The sequence below is a fragment of the Sphingopyxis sp. C-1 genome (genome assembly GCF_001047015.1).
Lineage (GTDB): Bacteria > Pseudomonadota > Alphaproteobacteria > Sphingomonadales > Sphingomonadaceae > Sphingopyxis.
In genome coordinates this window covers 58,195-75,051 of the sequence record NZ_BBRO01000001.1, presented here as the reverse complement: position 1 = coordinate 75,051, position 16,857 = coordinate 58,195, and the positions used below count along the sequence as shown (strand labels likewise).

The 16,857-nt window shown below is 64.8% G+C and carries 3 protein-coding genes and 1 tRNA gene; 2 read left to right on the top strand and 2 right to left on the bottom strand.

The window, feature by feature from the left end:
• Positions 1-354 precede the first annotated feature (354 nt).
• On the top strand, positions 355-849 hold the full coding sequence (locus SC1_RS00265; RefSeq protein WP_152682252.1) for a PilZ domain-containing protein: 495 nt from the start codon (positions 355-357) through the stop codon (positions 847-849).
• A 37-nt stretch (positions 850-886) separates the two neighbouring features.
• Here the strand turns inward: SC1_RS00265 and SC1_RS21710 are convergent, their stop codons facing one another.
• The gene (locus tag SC1_RS21710; RefSeq protein WP_062176026.1) at positions 887-14,854 is read right to left on the bottom strand and encodes an autotransporter-associated beta strand repeat-containing protein; all 13,968 of its coding nucleotides are present in this window, start codon (positions 14,852-14,854) and stop codon (positions 887-889) included.
• Positions 14,855-15,402: 548 nt separating this feature from the next.
• Between SC1_RS21710 and SC1_RS00255 the strand changes: the two genes are divergently transcribed.
• Positions 15,403-16,644 carry a serine hydrolase gene (locus tag SC1_RS00255; RefSeq protein ID WP_202966770.1) on the top strand — a complete coding sequence of 414 codons (1,242 nt, stop codon included), beginning with the start codon at positions 15,403-15,405 and terminating at the stop codon, positions 16,642-16,644.
• Between the two features lie 92 nt (positions 16,645-16,736).
• Here SC1_RS00255 and SC1_RS00250 read toward each other — a convergent pair.
• A tRNA-Gly gene (locus SC1_RS00250) sits at positions 16,737-16,811 on the bottom strand.
• Positions 16,812-16,857 lie beyond the last annotated feature (46 nt).

Below are 16,857 nucleotides of genomic sequence, written 5' to 3'. Positions count from 1 at the left end.
CAAGCGCGTTAACACATTTTTAGCAATGGTTAATTTGCGCTGAGCAGCCATTCATTCCGGCTCAATGGGAAAAATAAATAGAACTGTTATTCAATGGCTTGAAATATCGAGCCGTTCCGGGATGAACGTCCGAAAAAGCCGATTCACGTCCCAATTCGAGCCATAACTTAACACAGCTCGTCGCAAACATCCGACCCTTCTCGCGGGGAATCGGCCCGATTCTGCGCATTGGGTTAAGCGCATCTGACACCGGCATGCAGATAGGATTCCATCCACCCGGCGGGCCGGAAAACGACTTGCGAAAATGCAATATTAAGGGTTCGGGCCGATGACTATTCGCCTGAGGAGACGTTGGTGAGATCCTTGCTGGCCCATATCGCGGCTCCGGTCGAAACGCCGAACCGTCGGCGGATGGAACGCCGTACGCTCCGGCTCGACGTCGCCGCGCGTTCAGCGACCGACGAATCCGCCGTCGTCATCCGCAACCTGTCGCGAACCGGCCTGCTGATCGAGACGGACGCTGCCTTTTCCATCGGCGAGACCTTTCTGTTGGTCCTGCCCGAACTGGGCGCCGCCCCCGCGCGCATCGTTCGCAACGAAGGCCGGCTCTTTGGGTGCGAGTTTCTGACGCCCGTCCCCGCGAGCGCGATCAGCGCGGCGCTGCTCCGGGCGCCGCACGACGGGGAAGCCGACGATATTGCCGACACCGCGACCGCAGGCGATGCGGGCGGGCTCTATGCCCGGCGGCCATCGAGCGCGATCCTTTTCACCGCGCTGACGGCGGTGTTCACTGCCGTCGTCCTTCTCTTCATCGTTGCGCTGGTCTCGCTAAACTTCACGGCCAATTAAACTCCCGCGCCGTCGTCGGCGCGAGAGGAGGACCGTATCAGAACCGCACCCGGAACCCCGCAGTGCCCTTTAGATTATAGCCCGCACCAAAGTCGGCGATCGCCGTATCGCCCGACACTTCGGTGTAGAGGGTGAAGCGGTCGTCGCCCCAGCTATAGCTGCCGCCAAGCCCCAGTTCGCCCGTCAGGCGGTGGTCGCGATTGGCGATCGGCGTCCCCGATACGTCGGCAACCGCGCCATCGAGCCATTCGTATCCGAGATTCATCACGGTGTAGAGGCGCGTGCGGCGCGTATCGCCCGCGCGGCCCTTCCAGCTCGTCTGATGATCGATCGCCAACCCCCAGCGCGTCTTCAGGCTTTCGCCTTTCGCCACCGAAACCGCGGCCGCCGAAGGGTTGGCGAAGCGATCGAAATCGACCTTGGCATAGCTCATCTGGACCTGCGGCGTGATGCTGAGGTTGCGGCCGATCGGGGTCTGCTTGCCGAGTTCAAGGCTGAACGCCTGTCCGTCGCCCTTGTTGCCGCGCGCGAGCGATCCGAGGATGTTCGATTCAAGATCGCTGTCGAACCAGCTAAGCTTGACCTGTCCGTCGACATAAAAGCCCTGCGGCCCGTACCAGGTCATCGTCGCGCCGACGCCATAGCCCTGCGTGTCGATCGTGCCATTGCCGAAGACCGACGCGATATTGCTGTCCGCCGTGCCATAATGCGCGGTCAGTCCGCCGACGAGCGTGGCGCCGTCGCCCCGCTCTGCCAGGACCGCGTCGAGCCCGAGTTGCGCCTGCCACTGATCGACATTGCGGTCGGCGCCGCTTGTCGAAACAAGTGCCTCCGGACGCTGGCGTTCCGATTCGAACCGGCCCCACAGTCCCGCACCGGCAATCGGCGACGCCGCCCACGAGCGGTTGCCGACACGCTGTTGCAGGGTCGGTAACCGGTTCAGCGACTGCAACGCGCCGACATAGGCTTCGTACACGGGCACGCCCGGCTGATAGAGCGGACCTTGCGGATTTTCGCCGGCAAGAAGCGCGGAACGGAGATACCAGTCGCCGTCCTGCGGCGTCGAAACACCATTCTTGTAGAGACGATAGCCATAGGCGCCGAGAACCACGGCCTGCTCACCGTCGAAAAGATAGTCGCCCTCAAGCGTGAAGATACCGTTCGACGCGCCCGCGACGTCGACGATCTTGATCCCCTCCACCGTCTGATCGCCCAATCCGCCGCGGTTGATCACCGTGACTCGCGTATTGCCCGACGTGGCGCCGTTCACGATCAAGCGGTCGGCCGCCGAGGCGTCGCCGCCGAGTGCAGCTTCGATCTCCAGCACGCCGCCATTGCCGGCATAGTCGCCCGCGACCGTCAGCGAGCCGATGCCGCTGCCCGGTGCGACGACGCCCGCGTTCGCGAGGCTGCCGACGCGGCCGGTGCCTTCGAGACGGGCTGCCGCGCCGACGGTGACTGCACCGCCAAGACTTCCCTGCACCGCCAGCGTGCCGCCGGCGACCGTCGTACTGCCGCCGAAACCGCTGTTATCGGCGGTAATGAGCAAGGTGCCCGCGCCATTCTTGGTCAGCCCGCCCACACCCGAGAAGAGCCCGTTGTAGGTAAAGACCGTATCGACCGCGGCCGAAATCGTGCCGCCGCCGGAGACGACGAAGCCGCGCGCGCTGGCGAGGTTTGCGGTCGTTTCGAGCGTGCCGCCATCGAGCGTCACGTCGCCGCTCGCCGCACCAAGGTTGGCGTCGTTCGAAATGCGGAGCGCGCCGCCGACGATCTGGGTGCCGCCGGTGTAGCTATTCGTGCCGCCGAGGACGAGCGTCCCCGCGTCGGTCTTGACCAACTGTGCCGTGCCGGTGAGCGCCGAATTGACCGTCGCGGTAAAGCCCGCGCCCCCCGTGCTGCCGTCGCCGACGCGGATCGCCGCCTGCACCCCGTCGAGGGTGATGGCGTCGCCGGTGATGACATAGCCGTTCGTCGCGAACTGCATCCCCGTGGCCGTTACGGCGCCCGGTGCGTTATCGACCGTGACCGTACCCGCCGTGCCGCCGAAGATCGCAAAGGCGCCATTGGCGTAGGGCGCACTGAGATTGCCCGTCGCGTCGGTCCAGTTGTTGTTGCCCGCGCTGCTCTGCCACACGCCGTTGCCGCCGTTGATCACACCATCGACCTTCGGGCCGGCCGCGCCATCCCAGAAGTTCAGCGTGAGGCCACCGGAATTGACCAGATTGACCTGCCCTGCAACCGAGGTCTGGATGGCAGCGTTGGCGCCCGTCGGCATGGTGCCGAACGTCACGCCGTTGTTCGTCAGCGTGCCGCCATAGTTGAACATGCGATAGATGCCGACGTCGAACGCGCCACCCGTCGGGACACTGACGTTGAGCACGCCGTCGAGGACAAGGTTGCCTCCTACGTTCACAAGGTCGTTGAGCGCGCCGCCTGCGACACCCGCCTGCCCGAATTCGAAATCGAGCTGCGTCCCTGCCGCCAGCGACAGATTGCCGTTGATTGTCAGCGTACCCGCGCCGCCCGCGCCTGGCGCCAGCCTGGCTCCACTGGCAAAGTCGACATTGCCGCCAATCGTCCCCGTGCCACCCAGCGTCGCGGCCGCGGCGACACTGGTTGCGCCCGTCGCCGCCGAATAGTCGCCGTTGACGAACAAGCTGCCCGCTTCGACGGTCGTCGCACCCGTGAAAGACCCGGTGCCGCCAAGCGCAAGCGTGCCCGCGCCCGCTTTGACCAGACCGCCCGCGCCGCCGACCGGCCCGGTCAGCATCAGCGTGGTGCCCGCATCACTGCGGAACACGCCGGCGCCGATCAGCGTGACGGTACGGCCCGAGACAATATCGGTGGTGGTGTGGAGAGCGCCGCCGCCGATCGACAGGCCCCCGGCCGCATCGCCCAGATTGGCATCGCTGCCGATCCGGACCGTGCCGCCGTTGATCAGTGTGCCTCCGCTATAGCTATTGGCGCCGGTCAGGACGAGCGTGCCCGCATCGGTCTTCAGCAGTTGCGCCGTGCCGGCGATCTCCGCATCGATGGTCGCAGTATAGCCCGCGCCTGCGGCGCTGCCATCGCCGACCTGAACGATCGCCTGCGCCCCCGTTAGCGTCAGCGCGTCACCCGTAATGACATAGCCGTCGCTGGCGAACTGCATGCCCGACGCGAGGACATTGCCGCCGCTGTTGTCGATCGTGACGGTGCCGGGAGCCGCGGCGAAGACCGCAAAACTGTCCTGCGCATAATCGGCGTTGATCGAGCCATTGGCGTCGGTCCAGTTGTTGAGGGCGCCCGCAACGCGCCACACGCCATCGCCGCCGTTGAGGGCGCCGTCATGCTTGGGGCCGGCCGCGCCGTCCCAGAAGCTGAGCGCCAGTCCCAACGAATTGACGAGGTTCACCTGACCCGCGACTCCGGTCTGGACCGAAATACCGCCGGTGCCGCCCGGGATAGTCCCCAGCGTCAATCCGTTATCGATCAGCGTGCCGCCATAGTTGAACACGCGATACACGCCGGGGCCAAAGCTGCCCCCGGTCGGGACCGTCACATTGATCGTCCCGTCGAGCGTCAGGTCGCCGCCGACATTGACCAGATCATTGAGCGCGCCGCCTGGGACATCGGCCTGCCCGAATTCGTAGTTCAGGATCGAGCCGCCGGCGAGCGACAGATTGCCGTTGATCGTCAGCGTGCCGGGGCTTTCGCCCGGCGCAAGGATCGCGCCGTCGAGCATCGAAACATTGCTGCCGATGGTCCCAATGCCGCCGAGCGTCGCGCCCGACAGGACCGTCATTGCTCCGGTTGCAGCCGACTGGTCGCCGTTGACCAGCAAGGTTCCCGCGTTGACGAAGGTTGCCCCCGCATAGCTGTTCGCACCGGTCAGCGTCAGCGTGCCGAGGCCTTCCTTGGTCAGCCCGCCTGCACCGACGAAGCGCGGCGAGATGCCGATGTCATGACCATCGGTATCGATGATACCGCCGTTCGCGCCGAACGTGATGTCGTGCGTATCAAGATCGGTGAAAAAATAATCATTGTCCGCGATCGCGCGCAGCACCCCGCCGTCGAGCGTGACGTTCGCGTCGCCGAGGCCGCCGATAAATCCGGCGGTTTCCACGACCGCACGATTATTCGCCGGCCCCTGCAGGGTCAGCGTTCCATCGACGCCCGCTGCGGCGCCGAGATAGACTCCGCCTTCGGACCGCACGCGGCCGCCGTTTTCGATGAGGAGCGAACCGTCCGCCTGATTGCCGATCGTCAGAGTGAAATCCGTCACCAGCCAGTTCGACCCTGCGCCCGTCACGACGGCGCTGCCGTTGGCGTTGGCGCCGATATAGCCCTGGTTACTCGAAACGCTTGCGCCGTTTTCGATGCGCAAAGTGCCGGTACCGAAGCTGCCGATATTCAGTTGCTGGGTGTTGATCCACGTCGAACCCGCACCGGATATGATCGCATCGCCATGTCCCGAAGCACCGACAACGCCGTCGTTGCTGGAGACCGACGCGCCATTTTCGATACGCAGGGTGCCAGTACCGGAACCGCCGACGTTGATCCGTCCGCTGTTTTCCCACAACGAGCCGTCACCGCTGACCAGTACCTGGCCGACACCGTCGCTGTTGGCGCCGATTTGACCACCGACGCTGACGACCTTGCCGCCATCGGTGATGTTCAGCGTACCATTGCCGTCATAGCCGACCCGCACATCGCCGGCATTCGTCCAGGTCGAAGCCACACCATTCGCGCCGACGCCCGAGACGTTGACGATCCCCTGACCGCCGACGTTCGAACCGATCCAGCCCGACTGGGTGCCGACCTGACCGCCCGCGGTGATGTTCAGCGTTCCGCCGCCGAACTCGCCGATGACGATGTCGCTCGTCCCCGTCCACGTCGACGCATTGCCATTGGCGTCCTGCCCCGAAACATTCACTGTCCCCTGGCTGCCCACATCGTCGCCGATATAAGCGATGTCCGCGACGGTCACGAGGCCGCCGTCGAGGATGTTGAGCGTGCCGGTGCCGAGGCGGCCGACACGGAGAATCCCCGTATTGGTCCAGGTCGAAGCGTTACCGCTTCCATCGGTGCCGATGACGGTGACAATGCCCTGCTCGCCGCTTTCGCGGCCAATCATGCCGTCAGCATTGGTCAGCGTGCCGCCGTCCGCGAGCCGCAGTTCGCCGCCGCGGACGTTGGTTTCGCCGGCGAAACTGTTTGCGCCGGTCAGCATCAGCGTGCCGCGGTCAGTCTTGATGACGTCGCCGATGCCGGTCAGGTTCGACGCGATCGTCGCCGTATAGCCCGCACCCCCGATCGTGCCGTCCCCGACGCGAATGATCGCCGCCGCATCGACGAGCGCAACATCGTCGCCCGCGACGAGATAGCCGTCGCTGGCGAACTGCATCCCCGAAGCCGTGACAGCACCGAGCGAAGCGTCGACGGTTACCGTCCCGCCGACGCCCGAAAAGACGGCGAAGGCCGCATCGGTGAACGGCGCGTTGGCCGATCCGTCGAACTCGGTCCAATTGTCGTTGCCGGCGCTTGCCTGCCACAAGCCGTCGCCGCCGGTGATGACGCCGTCATTCTTGCCGCCGTTGACGCCGTCCCAGAAGCGCATGGTGAGGCCTGTGGTGTTGACCAGGTTGATCTGGTTCGCGACCGAGGTCTGCACGAAATAGCCCGCATTGACCGTCAATCCGTTGTCGGTCAGCGATCCGCCATAGTTGATGATGCGATAAACGCCCGGCTCGAAATTGCCCCCAGGGGTTTCCTGGACATTGAGCGTTCCGTCGAGAACCAGGTTGCCGCCTACATCGATCAGGTCGTTGAAAGTACCGCCAACGACATTCGCCTGGCCGAAGTCGACGTTGAGCGTCGCCGCCGGCGCGAGGTAAAGGTTGCCCGCGATCGTCAGCCGGCCCGGAACCCCACCGACATCGCCGGGATTGAGATTGCCATCAAAGATATCGACATTGCCGCCGATCGTCCCCGTGCCGCCCAGCGTGCCGCCGGTCGCTACGCTGACGAGGCTCACTCCCGCCCCAAGAATGCCGTCGACGAGCAGCGTGCCGCCAGCGACCGACGTCGTGCTGATCAGGGCCGAGCTGTCGCCGGTCAGGCGGGTGGTCCCCGCCACATGGTTGATCGTGCCAAGGCCCGTCATGCTGTTGGCGAACAGATAGTCGGTCTCGGTGTGGTTGAAGTTCAGTTCGCCGTTGCCGAGTCCGAATATGATGTTGCCGTTGATCATACCGGCTGCGGCGGCCGCGCCGCCATCGACGCCGCCAATGTTGACCGTACCGGTGGAACCCGCCTGCGCGGCGAGCTGGAGGCCGGACCCTGCGATCGCCTGGCCACCGTCAGCGACCGTCAGAACCGCGGTGCCGGTACCGCTACCGATAACGAGATCGCCCGTCGTGGCGAAGCTGGAGCCCGCGCCCGATACCGTCAGGCGGGCCGCCTGTGGCGCCGTGCCGAACGTCGCAGATGCGAAGGTCGCTGCACCGTTCTGATCGACCGTGAAATTGCCTGCCGTCATCAGCAGCGAACCGACGCTCGTCCAGTTGGAGCCCGCGCCAGTGATCACGACGGCGATGGGGTTGGTGTTACTGGTCGCGGTGCCTATCTGGCTCGCCCCGGCCGTGCGCAGCGTCCCGCCCGCGCCGACCGTGAGGTCGAAGGGCGCGTTGAAGCTCGTGCTGCCCCGAATGCCGCCCGACACATCGGCCAGCGAGTTCGCGCCGGCAATGTTGATCCGGGTCGTCGCGGAGAGAGTGCGCAGATCCAGGTCGCCTGCCCGGATCCGGAGCGTACCGCCGTCCGTCACATTCACGATGGCCGAACCCGCGAAGGGAACATTATTCCCACCGATGGAGTTCGTGCTGAAGAGCGAGTTCGCGCCGTCGATGCTCAGCGTTGAGCGGCCCATGATCGTGCCGCCGCCGGAAATGACGTTGGCCCCGCCAACAATGCGAAGCTCGCCGCCGATTCCGTTGATGGTCGTCCCACCCCCGTAATTGCTGTCGCCCGTCAGCGTGGTCACGCCGGTGCCCGTCACGGAAACACTGCCGGTTCCGGTGATCGATCCGCCATAGGTGTAAGCGTTCGAACGGAAAATGACGAACCGGCCGTTGTTTACCACGTCGCCGACGATCGACCCCGTCGTACCGCTGTTGCTGCCGATCTGCAGCGTACCCGCCTCGATCGTGGTGCCACCGGTATAGCTGTTGTCGGCGGCAAGCGCGAGCGAGCCGGCACCGAGCTTGGTCAACCCGCCATTCCCGCTCATCGCATTGAGAATGCCGTTGGCGGTCGCGGCGTTGGCAATATCGATCGCGCCACCGTTCGCGCCGAGAATATAGGTGTGCGAATTGGCCGAGTTCGGACCGGTCATCCGCAGCGTCCCGCCGTCGAGCGTGATCGTGCCGGAGGGAGCACCAAGGAAGCTGTCGTCGGCGACCGAAATCACGCCGCCCTCGATCCGTGTGCCGCCGGTATAGCTGTTCGTCCCCGTCAGCACGAGCGTGCCGCCGTCGGTCTTCACCAGTTGCGAGGCACCCGTGAGATTGGCGCCGATTGTCGTGGTGAAGCCCGCGCCAGCGGCGGTACCATCGCCGACACGAATGATCGATTCGGGCCCGACCAGCGTCAGCGGTGCGCCGTTCACGACATAGCCGTCCGTCGCGAACTGCATTCCCGCCGTGGTGACCGCACCGCCGCTGTTGTCCACCGTAACCATGCCCGGTGCGCCCGCAAAAATTGCGAAGGTGCCGTCGGTATAGGCCGCGTTGATCGCGCCGTCAGCGCCTGTCCAATTGTTGTCGGCGCCGCCCAGGTGCCAGTTGCCGTTGCCGCCGTTCACGACATTATTGAACTTGGGTCCGACGCCGCCATCCCAGAAGCTGAGCGCCAGGCCTTCGCTGTTGATCAGGTTGACCTGACCCGCGATCGAAGTCTGCACTGTGACATTACTGCCCGCAGGCATCGACCCCAGCACCAAGCCGTTGTCGACGAGCGTGCCGGCATAGTTGAACACGCGATAGATGCCGCCGCCAAAATAGCCGCCGCCCGACCCGGTGACGTTGATCGTACCGTCGAGCGTCAGATTGCCGCCGACGTTGACCAGATCGTTGAGCGCGCCGCCGACGACATTCGCTTCGCCGAACTCGAAGTTCAGGACCGAGCCACCCGCCAGCGTCAGATCGCCGTTGATGTTCAGCGTACCGGGGCTGTTGCCCGGCGCGAGGATGCCGCCGTTCAGCACATTGACGCTGCCGCCGATCGTCCCGCTGCCCGCCAGCGTCGCGCCCGACGCGACGGTCACAAGGCCCGTTGCCGCGGACTGATTGCCATTGATGCGGAGCGTACCGGCGTTCACATTGGTCGCGCCAACGTAGCTGTTGTTTGCGCTCAGCGTCAGGATGCCCGCGCCCGATTTGGTCAGGTTGCCCGCACCAGAAATCAGGCCACCCAGCGCGAAAATCGTTCCCGCGTCGGTCAGGATCGTGCCCGTGCCGGTCAGGCTCGCATTGCGCGCGCTCGCGAAGGATGCGGTCGTGCGCAAGGTACCGTTCGAGAAGGTAAGGCCGCCCGCCGCCGCGCCGAGATTGCCATCGGCCGACACCTGCAATGTACCGCCGAGGATCGACGTGCCGCCCGCATAGCTGTTGATGCCCGAAAGCACCGTCGTGCCGCTGCCAATCTGTTGCACGGCGCCGCTGCCCGAGATCGTTCCCGCAAAATCGACAAGATCGGAACGGTTGAACAGGAGCAAGCCATTGTCGACGACGTCGCCGACGATGCTGCCCGTGGTGCCGCCATTGCCGAGCTGGAGCGTGCCCGCGTCGATCGTCGTGCCGCCGGTGTAGAGATTGGTACCGGTTAGGACGGTCGTGCCCGTCCCCGCCTGTCGCAGCGCGCCGGTGCCGACGATCTGGCCGCCATAGGCCAACAGGTCGCTGCGGTTGAAACCAAGCGTGCCGAAATTGTTGACGAGCGCACTGGCGATCGACCCCGTCGTCCCGCCGCCGCCGACGAACAGCGTGCCGCCGTTGATATTGGTCGAACCGGTGTAGCTGTGGTTGCCGGTGAGCACCCAGGTCCCGCTGTCGTTTTTAGCGAGCGTCGTGACGCCCAACCCGGCGTTGCCGATCGAGCCCGCGAGCGTGTTGTTGCCTGTATTGGTGCCGCCAAGCGCGATCGTGCGCGCCTGGTTATTGCTCGCCAGCGTCACCAGCCCGGTATCGGTGAAGACGATCGCGCCGGTGCCCGACGATTCGATGAAGGTTACACCCGCCGACAAGGTGAAAAGGCGGTTCGTCGTATCGCCCGTACCCGTGTAACGGAGCGTCGAGCCATTGCCGATGATCAGGTTCGACGCCGCCGCCTGCGAGGCACCGATGCTGCTGGCAAGCCCGCCATCGGAAAGTTTGTCGACCGCAAGAACACCGCCGCTGATCGTCGTGACGCCGGTATAGGTGCTGTTTGCATTGGTCAGCACCCAGGTACCCGCGTCGGTCTTGGTCAGGCGAGTCAGGCCCGTGCCATTGTTCGTGATCTGCGCGCCGAAGATGTTGTTGCCGGTGTTCGTACCGCCAAGCGTCAGCGTTTGCGCCGTGTTCGCACTGGCAAAGGTCAGCGGACCCGCATGGGTGAAAGCGATCGCACCGGTGCCCGATGCGTCGAGCTTGCTCGCCGTCGAGGCGCCGAGCGTAAACTGGCGGTTCGTACTGCCGCCCGTGCCGACATATTGCAGCGTCCCGCCGCTAAGCACGAGATTGCTCGCCGCCGCCGAGGACGAACCGATTGAGCTGTTCGCGCCGCCATCGCCAAGACAGGAAACGGAGAGAATGCCGCCGTTGATGACGGTCGTCCCGCCATAGCTGCTCGCACAGCCCGACAGTTGCTGGAAGCTGCCGCCATTCTTGATCAGGCCGCCGCTGCCCGAGATGGCCCCGCCGTAAATGACCCCGGCGCCGCCGCCATTGTTGATCGTCAGCGTCGCCCCGTCCAGAGCGATATTGCCGCCCGTGGCGCCACCGCCGATAAGGTAGAGGACATTATTGTTGAAGCCGTCGAGGTCGAGCAGGACCCCAGCCGTGTCGTCGAGGGATACCCAGCCGCTTCCCAAGGCCGTAGTCGACGCGGCCTGCAAAGTGCCATTTATGACGCGGAAGTTGCCGGCCGCCTTGTTAGACCCCGACAGCAGCAGTGTCCCCGCTCCATCCTTGTTCAGTTGTCCGGCGCCGGCAATATTTCCGGAAAATTCCAGCGTCGTTCCTGCGTTAAAGACGTTGAGGTTGCCGTTTCCGGTCATCGCGAAGCCGCGATCGGTCGAGACGCTGGCGCCCGTATAGACGAGCGTACCACCCGCAAAAACAAGGTTCGACGAAGCCGACGACGAGGCACCGATACCGCTGGCCTGTCCGCCATTGGCGATGCAGTCGATCGAAAGCGCGCCGCCGATCGTCGTGACGCCGGTATAGTCGTTGTTGCAGCCATTCAAAATCTGGGTGAAGCCGCCGGTGCGCGTATAACCGCCGGTTCCGGTAATGCGTCCGGTAAAGAGGCCGCCCGCACCGCCCGTCGTCAGCGTGCGCCCGCCAAGGTCGATCTGCCCGCCGCCGATGATCGCCGCGACGCCGATGTCGAACCCGCCAAGATCCAGCGTCGCCCCGCTATTCACGGTCATAAAGCGGCCACCCGCACCGAACGCCCGCGCCGACCCGGCGCGCAGGATGCCCGCATTCACGGTCGTATCGCCGGTATAGCTGTTGGTGCCGCTAAGGATGAGCGTGCCCGCACCATCTTTAAAGAAGGATCCGGCGCCGGTGGCGACCCCGCCGATCGTCAGCGTCGCCGCCGCATTCGCCACATCGATGCCGCCCTGTCCGGCCGCAAGCGTAAAGCCGCGGTCGATGGCGACGGTGCCGCCCGTATATTGCAGCCGGGCGCCGTTGCTGATCACAAGATTGGCCGCATCGCTGCTCGCCGCGCCGATGCCGCTCGCCACGCCACCGTCGGAAAGCGTGTTCACCGAAAGCGTGCTATTTCCGGCCGACGTCTGGGTGATCGTCGTGACGCCGACATAATCATTGGCGGCGTTCGATAGAACCAACGTGCCCCAACCAGTCTTGGTCAGCCCCGCATCGTCGGGGCTGGTGACCAGGCCGGAAAACTCGACCGTACGTCCGGCCTCGACCTGGATTGCGCGCTCGGCGCCGCCGTTGACAAGTGTGATTCCGCGATCGGTGACCGCATCGACGCCGCCCGTATAAGCCAGCGTGCCGCTTTCGAGGACAAGGTTCGCTGCGGCGGCGCTCGATGCGCCGATGCCGCTCGCGATACCGCCATTGGCAAGTTGCGCGACTTCAAGACGACCGCCGCTCAGCGTCGTGCCGCCGGTATAGCTGTTCGCCGCGTTCAGGCGGACCGTTCCGCCGCCGCTCTTGGCAAAGCTCGTCGCGCCGCCATTGTCGACGATCGTCGAGGCGATGGTGAGCGCGCCCGTGCCGTTATGCTGAACGCCCAGCGTTCCGCCCCCGTTGCTGCCGGTCAGCGAACCGCCCGTGATCGTCTGATTTGTCGCCCCCGTGCTCGGCGCGACGATGATCGTACCGTCGATGCCCAGCCGGTTGCCGGCGCCGATCGTCACGATCGATCCGGACGCGGCGGTATAGCGCAGGCCGCCGAGTTGGACATTGCCGGTCACGGTGCCAAAGAAAGGCGTGTTAACGGCGCCCGCAGTATCGCTGATGATATCGCCGTTCGCCCAGGTTCCCGCATCGTCCTTGGTCGTGTAGTCGCTGGCGTCGAAGGCGAGGATGCCGCCGCCGACGACTTTCGCATAATCCGATCCGTTGATCGTTGCCCAGCCGCCGAGCACGCCATCGGCATTGCTCGTCGTGATTGCACCGCCCGTCGGCAGCACGAAATTGACCAGACCGCCCGCGCGCACGATCGCGCCGAGGTTGAGGTTGACGATACCGCCCACGCCGCTCACCGCACGGACCGTGTTGCTGCCGGCACTGACCGTCAGGCCGTTGAAGCTCTGGTTATTGGTCTCGCCCGCCGCGCCGACCACTTCGAGCGTGCCGCCCGTCAGGACGAGCGCCGACGAGGCCGACACGATATTGCTGACAGGGCCGCCCGCGCCCGAAAAATCGAGCCCGAGCCTGCCGCCGCCAACCGTCGTCGCACCGGTGTAGCTGTTCGCGCCGGTCAGGGTCAGCGAGCCCGCACCCGTTTTACGGAGGCCGCCGGTGCCGGTGATGGTGCCGCCAAAGACCTGCGTGGTCTTGGCATCGACGGTCAGTGTCTGCGCGCCAAGTGCGACGGCCCCGCCACTCCCGGTAAGCGACGGCGCGACGAGATCGAAGCCTCCGAGGTCGAGTGTGCCGCCGTTGACGATGAGCCCTGTCGCCGCACCAAAGGCACCGACAGAGCCAGCGCGCAGCGTGCCATTGTTCACAGTTACAGTACCGCGTTGGCTGTTCGCACCGCTCAATACCCACGTACCGGCGCTGTCCGCGACGATATTGCCATTGCCCGACATGGCACCCGAGAAGATGTTGGTACCTGCGAAGCTGCCACCCAGAGTCAGCGTATCGGGGTTCGGGCTCGCCACGTTGAAGACAAGAGCGCCCGACAGGTCGAGTGCGCCGCTGCCGTTATTGCGGATCGAATTGGTGGCTCCGTTGACGAGCCATTCGCGATTGCTGGCATCGCCCGCCCCGTCATAGGCGAGCGTCCCGTTGACGAGGCTGATCGTGGTGCCCGCGCCAAGCGAGCTCTCGTTGCCGATATCGGCGAGCTTGCCGACGCGAATTTCGCCCGCGAGCGCCGCCACGCCGGTAAATGTGTTGGCATTGCCCAGTTGGACATGCCGCCCCGCCGAGGCGTTGAAGGCATAATTGCCGCCGCTGAGTGTGCCGAGCAAGCGGAAGTCCGCGGTCTCGGCATAGAAACCGCCGCCAACCGAAATATCGACGTCGCCCGTGATTTCGAGCGTGCCCGTTCCCTGATTGCGGACGAGCCCGGCATCGCCGTTGATGTCCCAGTTGCGGTTCGAGCTGTCACCGTCGCCGAGATAGATGATGCTGTCGCTGTACTGACTGGACTGGGCGAAGACGATCGTACCGTTGGCGACCGTCACCGGCGCTCCGAGCGAGCTCGCCTCGCCGAGATTGCCGATCGAGGTAAAGCGTGTCGAGCAGGTGCCGTTGCAGCCGTTAAAGAGTGTGCGTCCGGTATAGTCGCTGAGATCGTTGCTCATCGTGATGCCGCTGGCGGCAAGCTGAACCGATCCGTCACCGCGTATCCGGGCGGCACCCGCGCCCGTTCCTTCGAGGATCAAATTGCCGCCGTTGCCGATCGTTACGGTCCGCGCGGTGTTCGCGCCGCCGATCGATAGCCGGACATTCGACGCCGCCGCGGTGAAGATATTGTTGCCCGCTGCTCCCAATGCACTGTCGGTCAACGCATAGAGGCTGCCTGCGTTGATGTTGATATTGCCCGTGAAGCTGTTCACCCCGCCGAGGACCAGTCCGCCGCCGCCTGCCTTGATCAATCCGTTCGCCCCCGCGAGCGCCGAGTTGATCGTGGTGTTACCGGTGGTCGCGGTGATCGTCGAACCGGCACTACCAAGCGTGATCGTGCCGCCGTTCAGGACGTAGCCTGCCGAACTGAAGGTGATATTGCCGACCGTCACCGGCGCGCCCACGGTTACCGTGCCTGCGGTGCTGCCGAAGATCGCATTGTCGAGGTCGCCGTTGACCCAAGGCTCGACAAATGGACCGCTCACCCCATCGCCATTGGGGCTCCAGTTGAGGTTTGCGAGGTTCCAGGTGCCCGTTCCGCCCGAGCCGACCGCGGTGCCATTGGCGTCCCAATACCGGTCCTCGGCATGCGCGGCCACCGGCGCACATGCCAGCACCGCCGCGAGCGAGGCACCGCAGAGAAGGCGCCGCGAACGCGCCTTCGCGTTCAGATCGCGGCGGCGGGGCATTTTCTTCTCGGTCATGGAATATCCTCGAACGCAAAAAAGCCCGCCCGAAGGGCGAGCGAGACAATGGAGATGATTATTATTTGGCGGCGAAAGGGCGCGGCTTTGAAGGGCGCGCGGCCGACGGGTTATCGTAACCGGACGGGATGCAAGGAAACACGCAACCTCTATTCATTCGACGACCCCCGGCTCCGACGCAGCCGCCAGCAAGCCCGGCAGCGCCTTTCCTCGATTGCTGCGCGAGCCTTTGGCGACCCGCTCAATCTGCCCCAGCCGCCCTGCCTCCGCCGCCGAAACGGGTCATCGCGGAGAACAACGCCAGATTCATCCACCGGAGCGCCCGAAGGATGATGTTGGCGGAGCTACAAAATAATGGTTTTCAATTGATTACCAATCCACCGTAAATCGGTGCATGTTACGGTATCGACAAGAAAATCTGGAACTGGGGTCACATCGCAGATGGCGAAATTTTGCTGCCTTGCGAACATGCGGACGCATCCTCTAATCCTCGTCCGGACAAATGCGCGATAGGGACGCGACCATGCCCGCAGGGGGAGCGAACAAGGATGAGTAACGGCACGATCGCCGGGCGACGGGCCGTGCTGACCGGCGCCGCAGCGCTGATCGCCGGTGGCCAGGCGGCCGCTGGCACCGATGGAGGACCGCCTCGATGTTCGAGCGGCAATGCCGCGTGGATCCCGTCCGACGATTTGGTTCGCGACCTGCCGCGACTGATGCGAATTGCCGGGGTGCCCGGCGTCGGCATCGCGGTCGTGGACCGCGGGACACTCGCGTGGAGCCGGGGCTTCGGCGTCAAAAACATTCTCACCCGCGACCCTGTGCAGGGCGACACGCTGTTCGAAGCGGCGTCGATGACCAAGCCGGTCTTCGCTTATGTCGTGATGCGGCTGGTCGACGAGAAGCGCCTCGACCTCGACAAGCCGCTCGTTGCCTATCGTCGGCCGGCGAACCTTGGCAGCGATCCGAATCTCGAGCGCATCACCGCCCGGCATGTGCTGGAGCATTCGACCGGCCTGCCCAACTGGGCTTCCGCGCCGCTCGTCACGAACAGCGCGCCGGGATCGGTCTACAGCTACTCGGGCGAAGCGTTCATCTGGCTCCAGTTGGTCGTGGAAACGATCATGGGAATGGGCCTCGGCAGCGTGATGCAGGCAAAGCTGTTCGGTCCGGCCGAAATGACCCGCAGCACCTTCGGCTGGGACGAGGCGATCGCAAGCTCGGCAGTCTTCGGCCATTCCGAACCGCCCGAAGGCGAACAAAAGCTTCCGGCCCAGCCGACGCGCGAGTTGGGCGACCGGCTGCTTCGGGTCGCCTCGAAGAGGCGCAAGCCGATCGCGTCGTGGACGTGGGAGGATTCGGTCGCGGCGATGCGCGAGACGGATCCAAAGACGCCGCCGTCGACGCACGATCTTCTTGTCAATTCCGCAGGCGGGCTTCTGATGACGGCGTCCGACTATGCGAAATTCATGACGCTCATGATGGACCGGCCGAACCGTGCGGGGTGGGAGATCAGCGATGCGGCCAGGCGCGCGATGCTCGCCCCCCGGCTCGACGTGCGCGGCCGCGACATTATGCGGGGGCTGGGCTGGGAGATCGAGCAATCGTCAGCGGGTCCGCTGTTCCAGCACAGCGGAAGCAATTACGGGATCTTCAAAACCCTTGGCGTCGGCGACGCGCGAAGCGGGCGAGCGATCGTCGTCTTCACCAACGCAGCAAACGGAAATGCGCTCGCGGCGCGGATCGTTAGGGAGGCGACGGGAATCGACCGGCTGAAGTCACTGATCTGATCGAAAGGGACTTTTGCCCAAAAGTATCGGTGGCAGCGCACAGCCCCCGGCCCCTACGACCGGATCGTTCGCGACGGATTATCGTGGAAAACTGGAGCGGGCGAAGGGATTCGAACCCTCGACCCCAACCTTGGCAAGGTTGTGCTCTACCCCTGAGCTACGCCCGCTCTGGCGGCTGGAAACCGGTCGGTTCCAGCGGGTGAGGCGGGCGAT